This window comes from Streptomyces tirandamycinicus, assembly GCF_003097515.1.
Taxonomy (GTDB): Bacteria; Actinomycetota; Actinomycetes; order Streptomycetales; family Streptomycetaceae; genus Streptomyces; species Streptomyces tirandamycinicus.
Genome location: NZ_CP029188.1, coordinates 3,821,305 through 3,836,526, shown reverse-complemented (window position 1 = coordinate 3,836,526; position 15,222 = coordinate 3,821,305). Strand labels below are relative to the sequence as shown.

12 protein-coding genes are annotated in these 15,222 nt (G+C 73.9%); 9 read left to right on the top strand and 3 right to left on the bottom strand.

The window, feature by feature from the left end; genetic code table 11:
* Positions 1 to 26: 26 nt before the first annotated feature.
* A complete protein-coding gene (locus tag DDW44_RS17010) occupies positions 27 to 821 on the top strand; it encodes a DUF3109 family protein (protein ID WP_108906977.1) in 795 nt (264 codons plus the stop codon).
* A 67-nt stretch (positions 822 to 888) separates the two neighbouring features.
* Here DDW44_RS17010 and DDW44_RS17005 read toward each other — a convergent pair whose 3' ends face one another.
* Positions 889 to 2,751 (bottom strand): BACON domain-containing protein, encoded by a 1,863-nt coding sequence (locus tag DDW44_RS17005; RefSeq protein WP_108906976.1) that lies wholly within the window; start codon positions 2,749 to 2,751, stop codon positions 889 to 891.
* Positions 2,752 to 3,047: 296 nt separating this feature from the next.
* On the opposite strand from DDW44_RS17005, the gene radA reads away from it, so the two are divergent.
* On the top strand, positions 3,048 to 4,457 hold the full coding sequence (radA, locus tag DDW44_RS17000) for a DNA repair protein RadA (RefSeq protein WP_108906975.1): 1,410 nt from the start codon (positions 3,048 to 3,050) through the stop codon (positions 4,455 to 4,457).
* A gap of 44 nt (positions 4,458 to 4,501) precedes the next feature.
* Complete coding sequence (gene disA, locus DDW44_RS16995) at positions 4,502 to 5,635, top strand: DNA integrity scanning diadenylate cyclase DisA (protein ID WP_017949697.1); 1,134 nt, start codon at positions 4,502 to 4,504, stop codon at positions 5,633 to 5,635.
* Positions 5,636 to 5,758: 123 nt separating this feature from the next.
* Here disA and DDW44_RS16990 read toward each other — a convergent pair whose 3' ends face one another.
* A complete protein-coding gene (locus DDW44_RS16990) occupies positions 5,759 to 6,601 on the bottom strand; it encodes a hypothetical protein (protein ID WP_108906974.1) in 843 nt (280 codons plus the stop codon).
* A gap of 689 nt (positions 6,602 to 7,290) precedes the next feature.
* On the opposite strand from DDW44_RS16990, the gene DDW44_RS16985 reads away from it, so the two are divergent.
* From DDW44_RS16985 to cseC, 5 genes are all read left to right on the top strand, one after another.
* The gene (locus DDW44_RS16985) at positions 7,291 to 8,241 is read left to right on the top strand and encodes an HhH-GPD family protein (RefSeq protein ID WP_108906973.1); all 951 of its coding nucleotides are present in this window, start codon (positions 7,291 to 7,293) and stop codon (positions 8,239 to 8,241) included.
* Between the two features lie 258 nt (positions 8,242 to 8,499).
* Entirely contained in the window at positions 8,500 to 9,078 is a 579-nt protein-coding gene (locus DDW44_RS16980; RefSeq protein WP_027733666.1) for a SigE family RNA polymerase sigma factor, read from the top strand.
* Between the two features lie 92 nt (positions 9,079 to 9,170).
* Positions 9,171 to 9,779, top strand: coding sequence for a hypothetical protein (locus DDW44_RS16975; protein ID WP_108906972.1), 609 nt, complete (start codon positions 9,171 to 9,173; stop codon positions 9,777 to 9,779).
* 273 nt (positions 9,780 to 10,052) lie between these two features.
* Positions 10,053 to 10,757: a two-component system response regulator CseB gene (gene cseB, locus DDW44_RS16970; protein ID WP_017949702.1), complete on the top strand. Its 705-nt coding sequence runs from the start codon at positions 10,053 to 10,055 to the stop codon at positions 10,755 to 10,757.
* Positions 10,754 to 12,073 (top strand): two-component system sensor histidine kinase CseC, encoded by a 1,320-nt coding sequence (gene cseC, locus DDW44_RS16965; RefSeq protein ID WP_108906971.1) that lies wholly within the window; start codon positions 10,754 to 10,756, stop codon positions 12,071 to 12,073. The genes cseB and cseC overlap by 4 nt, the downstream gene beginning before the upstream one ends.
* Before the next feature lie 211 nt (positions 12,074 to 12,284).
* Here cseC and DDW44_RS16960 read toward each other — a convergent pair whose 3' ends face one another.
* Positions 12,285 to 12,890, bottom strand: coding sequence for a M23 family metallopeptidase (locus DDW44_RS16960; protein ID WP_108906970.1), 606 nt, complete (start codon positions 12,888 to 12,890; stop codon positions 12,285 to 12,287).
* A gap of 617 nt (positions 12,891 to 13,507) precedes the next feature.
* On the opposite strand from DDW44_RS16960, the gene dacB reads away from it, so the two are divergent.
* Positions 13,508 to 15,151, top strand: a complete 1,644-nt coding sequence (gene dacB, locus DDW44_RS16950) for a D-alanyl-D-alanine carboxypeptidase/D-alanyl-D-alanine endopeptidase (protein ID WP_108906968.1) — start codon at positions 13,508 to 13,510, stop codon at positions 15,149 to 15,151.
* Positions 15,152 to 15,222 lie beyond the last annotated feature (71 nt).

Genomic DNA, 15,222 nt, shown 5'->3' with positions numbered 1-15,222 from the left:
AGGACAAAGCCCGGCCGAAGAAGCCCATGGCCGGCTCTCACCACCCGCCAAACGCCGCACCGGACGAGAAGAACCTGGACTTTCCGCGGGCCTGGGTCGAGTTCCCGGACCCCGCGGACGGCGAGCAGGTCTTCCGCTGCGACCTGACATGGCTGACCTCCCGCTGGAACTGCATCTTCGGCAGCGGCTGCCAGGGCATCCAGGCGGGCCGCGCGGACGACGGCTGCTGCACGCTCGGTGCGCACTTCTCCGACGAGGAGGACGAGGAGCGGGTCGCCGATCATGTGGCACGTCTCACGCCCGAGGTCTGGGAGTTCCACGACATCGGCCGCGCGTCCGGCTGGGCCGAGGTCAACGAGGACGGGGACCGGCAGACGCGGCGCTGGAAGGGCTCCTGCATCTTCCAGAACCGGCCGGGCTTCGCGGGCGGCGTGGGCTGCTCCCTGCACATCCTGGCGCTGAAGGAGGGCCGGGAGCCGCTGGAGACCAAGCCCGACGTGTGCTGGCAGCTGCCGATCCGCCGCACCTACGAGTGGATCGACCGGCCGGACGACACCCGGGTCCTCCAGGTGTCGATCGGCGAGTACGACCGCAGGGGCTGGGGCCCGGGGGGCCATGACCTGCACTGGTGGTGCACGTCGGCGACCTCGGCGCACGGGGCCGGCGACCCGGTCTACGTGACCTACCGGCCCGAACTGACGGAGCTGATGGGCAAGGCCGCCTACGACGTGCTCGTGGAGCTGTGCGAGACCCGGCTGGCCTCGCAGCTGCCCCTGGTGGCACCGCACCCGGCGGACCCCGCGCAGCCGGACACGGCGTAGCCGGCAGGGTGGGTGGTCCGCCGGGGGCACGGCGCCTCGCGCTCCCGCCACCGGGTGAAACGCTTCGTCATCCGGGCGTGGCCGGGGCCTCGCTCAGGGGCTCCGCCGAGGGCGGCGGCTCCGACGGCGGCGGGGGCTCCGACGACGGGGGCGGCTGGGTGGACGGCGGCGGCTCGGACGGCGGCGGAGGTTCCGTGGACGGCGGCGGCTCCGACGACGGCGGGGGCTCCGTGGACGGCGGCGGCTCCGACGACGGGGGCGGCTCCGACGAGGGGGGCTCCGACGGCTGCGGGGTCTGCGGTTTCTGCGGCGAGCCCTCGCCGCGCATCTGCAGGACCGTTCCGGCGGGGTCGATGCCGACACGGGCGCTCCACTGACCGGCCGGTTCCGCCGCACGGTCCACATGGACGCGGACGATGGCCGTCTCGCCCGGAGCCAGCGTGCCGGAGGTGCGGTCGGCATAGAGCCACGGCGCGTCCGTCCACAGGGACCAGGAGACCGGGGCGTCACCCGAGGCGGTGAGGGTGAGCATCACGGACTCTCCGTACGGCCGCGCGTCGACGGAGAGCCTGCCCGCGCCGTGGCCGGCCGCCCCGGCGGAGCCGGGCGGGAGACCGGGACTGATCACCTCGACGGTGACTCCCCCGGTCCCCGGGCCCGGCAGGCCGTCGGCGGCCCGGGAGCCCGGACCGTCCCGGTGCGCGTTGCCGGCGTTCTCGTACCGGTCGTACGGCACACCGTCCGCGGACCACGCGTCGTCGCCCTCGCTCGCGGAGACCGAGGAGCCGTCGTGCGCCTCGCCCGTCAGGGGGGCACCCCGGTAGGACGCCCAGAGGGCCAGCACGGGCGCGGCGACGACGGCCGCCACCACGGTGGTGGTGACGGCCCGGGCCCGGAGCCGGCTCCGCCGGGCGGCGTGGTCCTTGGGGTCCAGGGGGAAGCCGTCGCGTCCGAAGCGGGGCGCCGCGGTGCGGGCTCGCCGCGCGTGCAGCATCGCGGCGTGCGCCTCGGCGCGGGGGGCGGCGACCAGCGGAAGCGCAGCGGGTGTGGCGGCCGGCGTGACGGTCGAGCCCGGCCACGGTCCCCCGGCACCCGCCCGCTCGGCCGCGCGGCGGCAGCGCGGGCAGTCGTCGACGTGACGGACGAGTTCGCGCCGCAGCGCGGCGGAGAGCAGCACCCGGCGGTCCTCGGTGAGCCGGGCGACCGAGGGGCAGTTCCCGGTCTCGACGACGGCGAGGGCCGCACGGGTGCGCTCCACCTCGCAGGCGGCGGACGAGAGAAGTTCGCGGGCGGTGGCCGGCTCCATCCCGAGCACGGCGGCGACGTCACGGGGGCCGAGCCGGTGCCGCACCGCCAGTTCCAGCGCCTCGCGCTGCTCGGGGGTGGTGCCCGCGGCCTCCGGCCAGGCCAGCCGGGCGAGCTCCGCCCGGTGCCGCTCCTCGGTCTCCGGCGGCACCGGCGGCACCGGGGACGCCGGAGACGCTGGAGACGCTGGAGACGCCGGAGACTCGTGCCGGTCGTCCGGTGCAGAGGTCCCTTCGGAGCGCACCCCGGTTCGCACTCCGGTTCGCACTCCGGTCCGCGCCGCGTGCGTGCCCGTTCGCGCCGCGTGCGCTCCCGGGCCCTGGCGCCGGCGGCGCCGCTGCTCGCTCAGCCTGCGCAGGCAGGACCACCGGGCGAGCGCGTACAGCCAGGCCTTTCGGCGCTCCTCGTCGGCGGGGCCGCGTCCGTGATGCCGCTCGGCGACGGCCAGCACCTCCCCGAGCGCGGCCGTCGCGGCGCCGTGGTCGCAGAGCACGGACAGGCAGTAGGTGAACAGCCCGTCCAGATGGGGCTCGTACGGCGCGGGCGGGGTCTGCCCGATCGTCGGCCGGGGCGCACGGCTCGGTGCGCGGTGTGCGCCGGTGGTGTGCGCGGGGGGCTCCAGCATGCTGCTCGTCACTCGGCGACCGTAGGCAGGGGCTGGCACACCCTTCGCGCGACTTGAGCGCATTTAATCCATACGGGTGAAGCGATCCCTCAAAAGAGAACAGATGCATTTGCCACGGTGCGGGTGATTGTGCTTACCAACGTGGCCTATGCGCACCGCATGTGCGGCCGTCACCGGGCGGGCCGTCCTTCCCGACCCGTCCTCCCGACCCGTCCTCCGGCCCCGTCTCCCGCCCCGGCGTCCCGGTCCGGGCACCCCCGGGCGGGCTGTCGGTGCGCGGCGCTACGGTTTCCCGCATGGCTGCCCGTACGAAGACCTCCAAGGACCGGCCGTCCTACCGCTGCACCGAGTGCGGTTGGACGACCGCCAAATGGCTCGGCCGCTGCCCCGAATGCCAGGCGTGGGGCACGGTGGAGGAGTACGGGGCGCCCGCGGTCCGCACCACCGCCGTCGGCCGGGTCACCAACGCCGCCCTGCCCATCGGCCAGGTGGACGGCCGGCAGGCGACCGCCCGGACGACCGGCGTCGACGAACTGGACCGGGTGCTCGGCGGCGGGCTGGTGCCGGGCGCCGTGGTGCTCCTCGCGGGCGAGCCGGGCGTCGGCAAGTCCACGCTGCTGCTGGACGTCGCGGCGAAGGCGGCGAGCGACGACCACCGCACGCTCTATGTCACGGGCGAGGAGTCCGCGAGCCAGGTCCGGCTGCGCGCCGACCGGATCGGTGCGCTCGACGACCACCTCTACCTCGCCGCCGAGACGGACCTGTCCGCGGTCCTCGGCCATCTCGACGCGGTCAAGCCGTCCCTGCTGGTCCTGGACTCCGTCCAGACGGTGGCCTCCCCCGAGATCGACGGGGCACCGGGCGGGATGGCGCAGGTCCGGGAGGTCGCCGGTGCGCTGATCCGCGTCTCCAAGGAGCGGGGCATGTCCACGCTGCTGGTGGGGCACGTCACCAAGGACGGCGCGATCGCCGGTCCCCGTCTGCTGGAGCATCTCGTGGACGTGGTGCTGCACTTCGAGGGCGACCGGCACGCCCGGCTGCGTCTCGTACGGGGCGTCAAGAACCGCTACGGGGCCACGGACGAGGTCGGCTGCTTCGAGTTGCACGACGAGGGCATCACCGGACTCGCCGACCCCAGCGGGCTGTTCCTCACCCGGCGCGACGAGCCGGTACCGGGCACCTGCCTCACGGTGACCCTCGAAGGCCGCCGCCCGCTGGTCGCCGAGGTGCAGGCGCTGACCGTCGACTCGCAGATCCCCTCGCCCCGGCGCACCACCTCGGGGCTGGAGACGTCGCGGGTGTCGATGATGCTGGCCGTGCTGGAGCAGCGAGGCCGGATCAGCGCCCTGGGCAAAAGGGACATCTACAGCGCGACGGTCGGCGGCGTGAAGCTCTCCGAGCCCGCGGCGGACCTCGCGGTCGCCCTGGCGCTGGCCTCCGCCGCGAGTGACACCCCGCTGCCCAAGAACCTGGTGGCGATCGGCGAGGTGGGCCTCGCCGGCGAGGTGAGACGCGTCACGGGCGTCCAGCGGCGCCTGGCCGAGGCGCACCGTCTGGGCTTCACACACGCGCTGGTCCCGTCCGATCCGGGAAGGGTCCCGCCTGGTATGAAGGTCACGGAAGTCGCCGACATGGGGGACGCGCTGAGAGTGCTCCCGCGCGGGCGCAGAGCGGAGGCCCCACCGGCGGACGGCCCGCGCCGGTAGACTTTGCCCTGGTCTCGCCCGCCCGTACGAGCCGGAGGAGTGCAGTGGCAGCCAACGACCGGGGCTCAGCACCCGGAAAGTCCGGCGGAGGCCCCGGGGGATCCGGCACGGACGCGCTGATGCGCGCCTCGCTCAGTGCGGTCGCCCCGGGCACCGCCCTGCGTGACGGTCTCGAGCGCATTCTTCGGGGCAGCACGGGCGGCCTGATCGTCCTGGGAATGGACAAATCGGTTGAATCCATGTGCACGGGCGGCTTTGTGCTGGACGTGGAGTTCACCGCGACCCGGCTGCGCGAACTGTGCAAGCTCGACGGTGCGCTGATCCTCGACAAGGACATCACCAAGATCCACCGGGCCGGTGTGCAGCTCGTTCCCGACGCCTCGATCCCGACCGAGGAGACCGGCACCCGGCACCGCACCGCGGACCGCGTGTCCAAGCAGTGCGGCTTCCCCGTCGTCTCCGTGTCCCAGTCGATGCGTCTGATCGCGCTCTACGTGGACGGTGAGCGGCGGGTCCTGGAGGAGTCCGCGGCGATCCTGTCCCGGGCGAACCAGGCGCTGGCCACGCTGGAGCGCTACAAGCTCCGGCTGGACGAGGTCGCCGGCACGCTCTCGGCCCTGGAGATCGAGGACCTGGTGACGGTCCGCGATGTCACCGCGGTCGCGCAGCGGCTGGAGATGGTGCGCCGGATCGCCACGGAGATCGAGCAGTACGTGGTGGAGCTCGGCACCGACGGCCGGCTCCTGGCGCTCCAGCTCGACGAGTTGATCGCCGGCGTGGAACCGGAGCGCGGACTGGTCATCCGCGACTACGTCCCGGAGCCCACCGCCAAGCGCTCCCGTACGGTCGACGAGGCACTCGCCGAGCTCAACGACCTGACACACGCCGAGCTGCTGGAACTGCCCATCGTGGCACGCGCCCTGGGCTACAGCGGCTCGCCCGAGACCCTGGACTCCGCGGTCTCCCCGCGCGGTTACCGGCTCCTCGCCAAGGTGCCGCGGCTGCCCGGTGCGATCATCGAACGGCTCGTCGAGCACTTCGGCGGCCTCCAGAAGCTCCTGGCCGCCAGCGTCGACGACCTCCAGACGGTCGACGGCGTCGGCGAGGCCCGCGCCCGCAGCGTCCGCGAGGGGCTTTCGCGCCTCGCGGAGTCGTCCATCCTGGAGCGCTACGTCTGACGGCGGGGCGGGTGCGCGGCCACGACGGGCGGCGGCCGGACGCGGTGGCGGGTCAGCGTGACGCGGCCGCGAATCGCCGTACGGCCCTCACCGGTCCCGTCCGGGCTGGTGCCGCATCAGGCACTAGTCCGTCTCCAGCCGGAACGAGGCCGGGGCCACCGAAGCCCCCGGGAAGGCGACTTCCAGCAGGTACGAGCCCGGGGCGGCGGGAGTGGCCGGCGGGGTCGCACACCGCGGAGCGCTCCCGCGCCGGTCCCAGTCCACGGTGTGGGTCACGGTCCGGCCCGCCGGGACCTTCAGCAGCAGGGAGCCGCCGCCGGTCGGGCAGTCCTTCGAGGACCACACCTTGTCGTTCTCGCCGTCGTTGATCGCCGACACGGTCAGCACCGCTCTTCCGGGACCGAGATCGGTCTTGCAGGTGACCGCCGAGCTGTTGTGCACGGCGAGTTCGAACCGCGGGCGCTCTCCGGGCGCGTAGGCGGGCTTGACGCTGCGCACCGTCAACTCCACCGCTCCCGGAGCGCAGTCGGGAAGGGAGGAGCCCGCCGCAACCCGCTCGGCCGGGCCGGCGCCGCCTCCGTTGGCGGCGCCGCTGACCCCCGGGTCGCCGTTCTTGCCGTCACCGCCGTCCGTACCCGCGTTCGCGTCGCCGCCCGCGCCCGCGCCCGCGCCGGTGCCGTCGCCGGAACCCGTGCCGGTGCTGTCGCCGGAACCGCCCGACTCGTCGCGACCGCCGGGCTGTTCGCTGATCGCGGGACCCGAACCGCTGGGGCCGGGGGTGATGGAGGGCGCGGGCCCGGCGCCGCCCGGCTTGCCGTCGTCGCCCGTCCCGGCACCGGGATCGCCGGAGCTCACGGCCCATGCGATCAGCAGTGCGAGCAGCGCGAGCAGGAGCAGCGCGACCGCCCTCCGCCGCCAGTAGATGGAGGAGGGAAGGGGCCCGACCGGATTGCGCAGAGATCCCACGTACCGAACTGTACGAGAGATCGAGGAGCAACTCAGGCCCCACCCGCCGCTCGTGGCTCCCCAATGTACCGATCATCATCATGCGCCGCTGATTCCGGCTGCCTTGAGGGGCCCGGCCGGCACCCGCCCGGGCCGAGAACGCCGGTGACGTGCCCCGGCACCGCGCGGCGACCGGAACCCACTCCAGACGCCGCCGGCAGGTCCCGGGACGGGTCGTCGGCCGGACCCATGAACGCGATGCCGCGACCATCGGACAGCGGCCGCCCGATCCGGTCGCCGGCGCGGCGGCCGCGACCACCCGCCCGGACCGCCGAGGGCGGAGGGCCACCCGCCAGCCGCCGTCGCGGAAGCCGCTCCGTCGCGCAAGCGGCGCCGTCGCGAGCCTCCGTGGCACCCGTGGCATGCCCCCGGCGGGGGCCCACCGCCCCGGGCGGCCGGCGCGGCGATGGCCACCCGCACGGACCCTGCCCCTCGGCCTCAAGCCCCGGGGCCCGGGCCCCGGGTCCGACCGCAGGAAGTCCCCCGCGGGCCCGCCGACGAGGCGCCCGGCGCCCTGACGTCCGAGCCCGCACGAGCCCGGAAATGCACCGATCCGGACGCGCGGGTGTACTCCGACCCGGATCCCGGCGGGGGCGACCCGGAGCGCATACGCCGCTACCGGCGCTGAACATGCCAGGATCGGAGGTGCCATGACTGCGACCGAGATGCCCTCCTCCCTGACCGACGTCCCCTCCGTCCCGGACGGTGTGCCCGGCGCCGCCGAGGCCGCCGCCGGGCTCCACACCCCCGTACTCGCCTGGTTCGACCAGCACGCCCGTGACCTGCCCTGGCGCCGCCCAGAGGCCGGCGCGTGGGGCGTGATGGTCAGTGAGTTCATGCTGCAGCAGACCCCCGTCAGCCGGGTCCTCCCGGTCTACGAGCAGTGGCTGGCCCGCTGGCCGCGCCCCGCGGACCTGGCAGCCGAGGCTCCCGGCGAGGCTGTGCGCGCCTGGGGCCGACTGGGCTACCCGCGCCGGGCGCTGCGGCTGCACGGCGCCGCGGTCGCGATAACGGAGCGGCACGGCGGTGACGTACCCAGCGAGCACGCCCAGCTGCTCGCCCTGCCCGGCATCGGCGAGTACACGGCCGCCGCCGTGGCGTCGTTCGCGTACGGGCAGCGGCACCCGGTCCTGGACACCAACGTCCGCCGGGTGTTCGCCCGCGCCGTCACCGGCGTCCAGTACCCGCCGAACGCGACGACCGCGGCCGAGCGCCGGCTGGCCCGCGCGCTGCTCCCGGACGACGAGCCGAGGGCGGCCCGCTGGGCAGCCGCCTCCATGGAACTGGGTGCCCTCGTCTGCACCGCGCGCAACGAGGACTGCGGGCGCTGCCCCGTCGCCCACCTGTGCGCCTGGCGCCTCGCCGGCAAGCCGGCGCACGAGGGACCGCCACGGCGTGGCCAGACCTACGCCGGCACGGACCGGCAGGTGCGCGGCAAGCTCCTCGCGGTGCTCCGGGAGGCCGTGCGGCCCGTGCCGCGCGCCGTGCTCGACCGGGTCTGGGACGACCCGGTGCAGCGGGCCCGGGCACTGGACGGCCTGGTGTCGGACGGTTTGGTCGAACCTCTGGAGAACGACCGGTTCCGGTTGCCGCTGACCTGAGGAGTCGCCCCTGACCTGAAGAGTCGCCGCCGGCCTGGAGAGCCGCTGCCGGCCTGGAGAGTCGCCGCCGGGCTGGAGAGTCGCCTGAGGATCGGTGGCCGACCGCCCCTGTTACACAACCGATGGATGGCCGTGCGGCCTCCGACGGCTTCTCCGCACAGCCTCGTGACAACCGCTCCGTAGCTTCTCCCGAGTAAGTGAGACCACGGAGACACACGGCTTGTCACGGGGCTGGAACGGGGAACGGAGGCGGTCGGCATGGCGCACGCAGAGGTGCTCGGGTTCGAGGAGTACGTCCGTACGCGGCAGGAAGCGCTGCTGCGCAGCGCACGACGGCTCGTCCCCGACCCGGTCGACGCCCAGGACCTGCTGCAGACCGCGCTGGTGCGGACCTACGGCCGCTGGGACGGCATAGCCGACAAGTCCCTCGCCGACGCCTATCTGCGCCGCGTCATGATCAACACGCGTACGGAGTGGTGGCGCGCCCGCAAGCTGGAGGAGGTCCCCACCGAGCAGCTGCCGGACGCGAGCGTCGAGGACGTCACCGAGCAGCACGCGGACCGGGCGCTGCTCATGGACGTCCTGAAGGTGCTCGCACCCAAGCAGCGCAGCGTGGTCGTGCTGCGGCACTGGGAGCAGATGAGCACCGAGGAGACCGCCGCCGCGCTGGGAATGTCGACGGGTACCGTGAAGAGCACGCTGCACCGGGCGCTCGCCCGGCTCCGCCAGGAGCTGGAGAGCCGTGAGCTGGACGCCCGGATGTCGGAGCGTTCGGATCGCAGGAACCACTCGCACGCACGGCGTGAGGAACGGGGGCAGGAGCGTTGCGCGGCCTGATCAGGGGCGGCGGCCCCGGGGACGGGACCGGCCCGCGGGGCGGTCCTCCCCACCGGGGCCTCCTGCGGCCATGGGCGGCGAGTGGCACGGCGATGGCCGGCCTCGCCGCCCTCGGGCTGCTCGCGGTGGGCTGCTCCACCGGCGGCATGGGCCCCCGTGACGAGGGTCCGGCGCCCTCGGGCCCGGTGGCCCGGTCGCCGTCGACGACGGCACCGACCGCCACGGCCTCTTCGGTGAAGAAGGTCGACGCGGTCGCGCTGCTGAAGAGCGACCCCAAGGTCAGCAAGCGGGCCAAGGCGGACCTGCGGCCCTGCGCGGCCGACGCGTACGCGATCGACACCTCGTACGGGAGCGTCACGGGCAACGCGACCGCGCCGGACGTGGTGGTGAACCTGATGACGTGCGGGGATGCCGTGGGGATCGGCACGTATGTGTACCGGGCGACGAACGGGACGTACGAGAATGTCTTCGCGAAGGAGGAGCCCGCCGTCTACGCGACGATCGACCGGGGGGACCTCGTCGTCACCCAGCAGGTGTACGCCAAGGACGACCCGGTCACGTACCCGTCGGGCGAGATCGTGACCACCTACCGGTGGTCGGGGAGCACGTTCACCGAGCACGACCGGGTGCAGAACGAGTACAGCCGGGTGGTCGGCGGTGAGGAGGAAGCGCCTCCGACGTCGGCGCCGAGCGAGGACTGACAGCCGTATGAGCATCCGGCGCACGCGGCGCACGGCCGGGTCCCCACCGGCGGCGTACGCGTACCGGCCGGGGCACCTCCGGGCCGGAACGGGGCGCCTCCGGGCCGCGCCGGGGACCGGCCCGGCACCCCACCCGGCACCGGCCGGGAGCCCCGGTCGAGGACCGAACGGCAAGAGCCGAGGACCCGAGAGCCGAGGACCCGGGAACCGAGAACCCGGGAACGGAGGACCGGGGACCCGGGAACCGAGACCGAGAACCGAGAGAGCTGTGGGATGGCCGAGACACATGTGCTGTTCGTCGAGGACGACGACGTCATCCGCGAGGCCACCCAGCTGGCGCTGGAGCGTGCCGGCTTCACGGTGACGGCCATGCCGGACGGGCTGGCCGGTCTCGAGGCGTTCCGCGCGGACCGGCCCGACATCGCGCTGCTCGACGTGATGCTGCCCGGTCTCGACGGGGTCAGCCTGTGCCGCAGGATCCGGGACGAGTCCACCGTTCCCGTGATCATGCTGTCGGCCCGGGCGGACTCGATCGACGTGGTGCTCGGGCTGGAGGCCGGAGCCGACGACTACGTCACCAAGCCCTTCGACGGGGCCGTACTGGTCGCCCGGATCCGTGCCGTGCTGCGCCGCTTCGGCCACGCGGGCGGGGTCGCGGGCGACTCCGGCGAGCCGGGCCGGCCCGGCGAGCGCGGAGTGCTGACCTTCGGCGACCTGGAGGTCGACACGGAGGGCATGGAGGTGCGCCGGGCCGGCCTGCCGGTGGCACTCACGCCCACGGAGATGCGGCTGCTGCTGGAGTTCTCCTCCGCGCCCGGCACCGTGCTCTCCCGCGACAAGCTGCTGGAACGCGTCTGGGACTACGGCTGGGGCGGTGACACCCGGGTCGTGGACGTCCATGTGCAGCGGCTCCGCACGAAGATCGGGCAGGACCGGATCGAGACCGTCCGCGGTTTCGGCTACAAGCTCAAGGCATGAGGAGACCGGCCCTGCGCACCGGCGTCCGCTGGAAGATCAGCATCGCGATCGCGGCGGTCGGTGCGCTGATCGCGTTCACGCTGAGCCTGGTCGTGCACAACGCCGCCCGGGTGTCGATGCTGGAGAACTCGCGCGATCTGCAGATGAGCCGGCTGCTCCTGGCCCAGCGCATCTACGAGACCACGAAGCCGAGGACCGAGCCGAAGCTCGGCTCCAAGCTCAACGACCCGGAACTGCCGAGGCCGCTGCGGAGCCTGCTCGCCGACGGGCGGCAGGCCACCTATGTGCAGGGGGAGGGCCCGGCGCCCGACATCTGGGCGGCCGTGCCGCTCGGCAACGGCGACGTGCTGTCCCTGCACAGCCGGATACCCGACCGCAGCGCCGGCATCATGAAAGACCTCGACCGCGCCCTCGTGATCGGTTCGGTGTCGGTCGTCTTCGGCGGCTGTGCGCTGGGCGTACTCATCGGCGGGCAGCTCTCGCGCCGGCTGCGCAAGGCCGCCGCGGCGGCGGGCAGGGTGGCCCAGGGCAACACCGACGTACGGGTCCGGGAGGCCGTCGGCGGCGTCGTACGGGACGAGACCGACGAACTGGCGAGGGCGGTCGACGCACTGACCGACGCCCTCAACGAACGGATCGAGGCCGAACGCCGGGTCACCGCGGACATCGCGCACGAGCTGCGCACACCGGTGACCGGCCTGCTGACGGCGGCGGAACTGCTGCCGCCCGGCCGCCCCACCGAGCTGGTGCGGGACCGGGCACGGGCGATGCGCACCCTGGTCGAGGACGTGCTGGAGGTGGCGCGGCTGGACGGGGCGTCCGAGCGGGCCGAGCTCCAGGAGATCTCGCTGGGCGAGTTCGTCAGCCGCCGGGTCGCGGTACTGGACCCCGAGGTCAGGATCAGCGTCGTGCACGAGTCGTGGGTCAGTACGGATCCGAGGCGGCTGGAGCGGATACTGCTGAATCTGCTGAGCAACGCCGCCCGGTACGGCCGACCGCCGATCGAGGTCACGGTGGAGGGCCGGGTGGTCCGGGTCCGCGACCACGGTCCGGGCTTCCCGGAGGCGCTGCTGCGGGAGGGACCGAGCCGGTTCCGCACCGGCGCGCGCGACCGGGCGGGGACGGGCCACGGGCTGGGCCTCACCATCGCCGCCGGGCAGGCCCGTGTCCTCGGTGCCCGCCTCACCTTCCGCAACGTGGCTCCCGAAGGGGACGCGCCGCCGGTCGCCGCCGGAGGGGCGATCGCCGTCCTCTGGCTGCCGGAGCACGCGCCGACGAACACGGGCAGCTTCCCCAGGCCGGTGTTCCCGGACTGACCGTGCCCGTGCCTGTGCCCGGGCCCGTGCCCACCGGGCAGCGGGCGGCCGTCAGCGGGCAGCGGGCAGCGGCTGGGCGCGCGATGCCGCGGAACGCCGACGGCGACCCCGAGGGGAGGCGTGAAGCCGTCCTGGAGGTCGCCGTCGATCCGGTGCCGCAGGCCCGTCACGGCCCGCGGAGGTGAGCCTTACCCGCCCGGTGCGGGGAGCGTCAGAGGGTGACGCCCTGCGCGCGCAGGAAGTTCGCGGGGTTCAGCGCCGAGCCGTAGTTCGGGGTCGTGCGGATCTCGAAGTGCAGGTGCGGGCCGGACGAGTTCCCGGTGTTGCCGGACAGGGCGATGAGCTTGCCGGTGTTGACGGTCTGGCCGACGTTCACGTTGATCTTCGAGAGGTGGGCGTACTGGGAGTACTTGCCGTTGGCGTGCTTGATCACGACGGCGTTGCCGTAGGCCGAGCCGTCGCCCCCGCCGTTCGGGCCCGCCTTGACGACCACACCGCTGCTGACGGCCTTGACCGGGGTGCCGACCGGAACGGCGAAGTCCTGGCCGGAGTGCTTGTGGGACCACATGGCGCCGCCCTGGTTGAAGCTGGCGGTCAGGGTGTAGCCCGAGACCGGCTTGACCCAGGCGCCGGCCTTGGCCTTCTGCGCGGAGGGCTTCGCCTCGGCGGCGGCCGGGGCGCTCCGCACCGTGTCGGCGGACGCGACACCGGCACCGGCTCCGACGACCATCGCGGCGCCGAGTCCGGCGGCCATGACGGCACCACGGGTACGGAGCGCGGACGGACGGAAACGGGTGAGGGCGGTGCGCTTCGACATGCGGGGAGAACCTCCGGGCTGTGGGACATGAAGCGACCCGATGCCTGAGCACCGGGGCAGCACCTTGGTAACCCGCACTCCCCAGCCAGCTCAAACACCCCATCTACGACAACTCGTCGTAGAGCGACCCCTGTGAGCGGGACCCTTGACACCGCCGCATCGCCCGTCCGGCATTGTCCGAAATCTTTGGACGAAGGCGGGTTTATGCACACGTGGCGGGTGTACGGATGCGTTGTCCGGATCGGACCGCTGCCGTGCCGGGCCCGCACGGCCGCAAGACCCGCCCTCAAGGGCCCGAGCGCGGTGGCTCCGAGCCCCGAAGGTCCACTAACCCGCCTAGTAGGCGCGGAAATGCCTGTGCGCCTTGTCACGGCCGGTGGGACCTAGGGCCTTCCGTTTCAGGACCAAAGTCCCGCGCGGCGCGGGCGCGGGCGAACGCGGGCGGCGGCCGTGACCCGCCTTCGCCGGATCCTCGTCGGCGATCCCGCCGGTCCCGAGGCGAACACCCCTCCACCCCCGCCTCACCGGGCGCCGGACCCGATCGAGAAGGGTCGCGCACGCCTCCTTCACGTCCCCGGACCGCTCCGCCATCCTCCTGTGGCATGAGCAGACCCGTGATGAGCCTGAACCGACGCGGGCACCTCCGCCGCGACCGCCTTCGCCGCGACCGCCTCCGCCGCAGTGTCCTGCGCGCCCGGACCTGGCCGCTCGCCCTCGGCCTCGTCGCCGCTCTCGCCTGGAGCGGCGGCAGCGCACCGGCCGGGGCGGGGCCCTCCGACACCGGACTCAAGGGGGCGATCGACACGATCCTCGCCGACCCCCGCATGGACGGCGGTGCCGCGAGTGTCGTCGTCGCCGACGCCACCACCGGGGAGCGGCTCTACGAACGCGACGCCGGCGACCGGCTGATGCCCGCGTCCAACACGAAACTCGCCACGTCCGCGGCCGCCATGGCGCTGCTCGGCCCGGACTACCGGTTCCGTACCGACGTGCTGTCCACCGGCCGCCGCCACGGTCCGGTCCTGCACGGGGACCTGTACCTCCGCGGCGGCGGCGACCCCACCGCGCTGGCCTCCGACTACGGGCGCCTCGCCGCCCAGCTGCGGGAGTCGGGCATCCGCAGGGTCACCGGCCGTGTCGTCGCCGACGACACCCGCTTCGACACCCGGCGCCTGGGCCGGTCATGGGCCGCCGACGACGAGTCCTCCTACTACTCCGCCCAGATCTCGCCGCTGACCGTGGCTCCCGACACCGACTACGACTCCGGCACCGTCGTCGTGGAGGCGTCCCCCGGCGCCGCCCCCGGCGACAGGCCGAAGGTGAAGGTGACCCCGCCGACGGACTACGTACGGGTCGACGTCCGGGGCAGCACCGTGCCCGCCGGGCAGACCGACACCCTGGCCGTCGAGCGCGAGCACGGCACCAACACCGTCGTGGTGAGCGGGGACGTCCCGGTCGGCGGCTCCACCACCAAGGAGTGGGTCACCGTCTGGGAACCCACCGGCTACGCGGCGGCCGTCTTCGCCGACGCCCTGGCCGAGCAGGGCGTCCACGTCGCCAAAGCCCCCCGCCTGGGCCTGCCGACCCCGCCCGGCGCGAGGCTCCTCGCGACCCACGGCTCCATGCCGCTGCGGGAGCTGATGCTCCCGTTCATGAAGCTGTCCAACAACATGCACGCCGAGACGCTGACCAAGACGATCGGCTACGAGACGTCCGGACACGGCACCTGGGGCGCGGGGCTCAGCGCCATCGACGGCTACCTGAGGGAGGAGGGCGTCGAGGCGGCGAAGCTGCGCCAGGTCGACGGCTCCGGCCTGTCCCGGATGAACGTCTTCCCCGCCGACCAGATCGCCCGCCTGCTGCTCGCGGTCCGCGACGCGCCCTGGTACGCGGACTGGCACGCCTCCCTGCCCGTCGCCTGCGCCCCCGACCGCGCCGTCGGCGGCACGCTCCGCACCCGGATGTGCCGCACCCCGGCGGCACTCAACGCCCGCGCCAAGACGGGGTCCCTGACCGGTGCCTCGGCGCTCTCCGGGTACGTGGAGGACGCCGCCGGCCGGGAACTCGTCTTCGGCATCGTCCTCAACAACTACCTCGCGTCCTCCGTGAAGAGCATCGAGGACGCGATCGTGGTGACGCTGGCCGGGTCCGACACCGCCCGAGGCACGATCGCCGCGGCGGTCGCGCCGGGGCACCGGAACGCCCACCGGACGGCCCCCGCGGATCTCGAGTGCACCTGGCGGAAGCCGGACGTCTGCTGATCCGCCCGGCACCGCGCAAGGGGCTGCCCCGGACCCGAGGGTCCGGGGCAGCCCCTTGTCTCTCGCGCTCT

What these genes read in the sequence shown, in the direction of transcription:
- cseC (WP_108906971.1), top strand. Translation starts at nt 10,754, where the DNA reads ATGAGGAGACCGGCCCTGCGCACCGGCGTCCGCTGGAAGATCAGCATC.
- cseB (WP_017949702.1), top strand. Translation starts at nt 10,053, where the DNA reads ATGGCCGAGACACATGTGCTGTTCGTCGAGGACGACGACGTCATCCGC.
- DDW44_RS17005 (WP_108906976.1), bottom strand. Translation starts at nt 2,751, where the DNA reads ATGCTGGAGCCCCCCGCGCACACCACCGGCGCACACCGCGCACCGAGC.
- radA (WP_108906975.1), top strand. Translation starts at nt 3,048, where the DNA reads ATGGCTGCCCGTACGAAGACCTCCAAGGACCGGCCGTCCTACCGCTGC.
- dacB (WP_108906968.1), top strand. Translation starts at nt 13,508, where the DNA reads ATGAGCCTGAACCGACGCGGGCACCTCCGCCGCGACCGCCTTCGCCGC.
- DDW44_RS17010 (WP_108906977.1), top strand. Translation starts at nt 27, where the DNA reads ATGGCCGGCTCTCACCACCCGCCAAACGCCGCACCGGACGAGAAGAAC.
- DDW44_RS16985 (WP_108906973.1), top strand. Translation starts at nt 7,291, where the DNA reads ATGACTGCGACCGAGATGCCCTCCTCCCTGACCGACGTCCCCTCCGTC.
- DDW44_RS16980 (WP_027733666.1), top strand. Translation starts at nt 8,500, where the DNA reads ATGGCGCACGCAGAGGTGCTCGGGTTCGAGGAGTACGTCCGTACGCGG.
- DDW44_RS16975 (WP_108906972.1), top strand. Translation starts at nt 9,171, where the DNA reads ATGGCCGGCCTCGCCGCCCTCGGGCTGCTCGCGGTGGGCTGCTCCACC.
- DDW44_RS16960 (WP_108906970.1), bottom strand. Translation starts at nt 12,890, where the DNA reads ATGTCGAAGCGCACCGCCCTCACCCGTTTCCGTCCGTCCGCGCTCCGT.